We start from the raw sequence: 936 nt of genomic DNA, 5'->3' as shown, positions 1-936 counted from the left end.
GGCCGAGGTTGCCCTCCTGGATCAGGTCCAGGAACAGCATGCCGCGCCCGGTGTAGCGCTTGGCGAGGGAGACGACCAGGCGCAGGTTGGCCTCGAGGAGGTGGTTCTTGGCCAGGTGCCCGTCGTTGGCGATCCACTGGAGCTCGCGGCGCAGCTTGGGTGCGAGGTCCTGCTCGGCGGCGAGCCGCTCCTCGGCGAACAGGCCGGCCTCGATGCGCTTGGCGAGCTCGACCTCCTGCTCGGCGTTGAGCAGCGCGACCTTGCCGATCTGCTTGAGGTAGTCCTTGACCGGGTCCGCGGTCGCACCCGCGGTGACGACCTGCTGGACGGGCGCGTCGTCGTCGTCCGCGTCCGAGACGACGAACCCCGTCTCGGGCACCGCAGGCTCGGCCTGGCCGGCCGGCGCCGCGGCGTCGGGGACGGCCTTGAGGGCCGGCTTGGTGTGGGACGCCGACGCGGTCGCGCGCTTGGCGGGCGGCTTCGCGACCACCTTGCGGGTGGCGGTCTTCCTGCGCGCCGGGATGTCCTCGCCGGGCCCCGGGGCCGCTGCCGGTGGCCCGGCGGTGCCCTGAGCTTCCTCGCCGACCTCGCTCCCGGCCTGCGCGGCAAGCCTGGAGGGGGCCTGGCTGGTGGACTCGGAGGCAGAGGTACGCGACACAGAGAACCCTTCGGCGGAGGACGCGACCGGATGTCCGGAGCGCGGCGACCATACAATTATAACGACGAACAACGGCTCCGGGTGTGATTGGTCACCCGGAGCCGTTGTCCGTCGTTCGTGAAGGGTGGGCCGGATCCCGGCCGAGGTGCCTAGTCCAGGTAGTCGCGCAGGACCTGGGAGCGGCTGGGGTGGCGCAGCTTGGACATGGTCTTGGACTCGATCTGGCGGATCCGCTCGCGGGTGACGCCGTAGACCTTGCCGATCTCGTCCAGGGTCTT

2 protein-coding genes are annotated in these 936 nt (G+C 71.0%); both read right to left on the bottom strand.

Going from position 1 to position 936, the window contains the following annotated elements; translation table 11 throughout:
• Positions 1-658 (bottom strand): sigma-70 factor domain-containing protein (locus EJK16_RS20525; RefSeq protein WP_304999947.1); only part of this gene is annotated, 658 nt, incomplete at its 3' end.
• Between the two features lie 149 nt (positions 659-807).
• The coding region (locus tag EJK16_RS11290; RefSeq protein WP_127129360.1) for a sigma factor-like helix-turn-helix DNA-binding protein at positions 808-936 on the bottom strand (129 nt) is incomplete at its 5' end.

This window comes from Georgenia sp. SYP-B2076 (assembly GCF_003991205.1).
Lineage (GTDB): Bacteria > Actinomycetota > Actinomycetes > Actinomycetales > Actinomycetaceae > Georgenia.
This window is presented reverse-complemented; position numbering and strand designations above follow the sequence as displayed.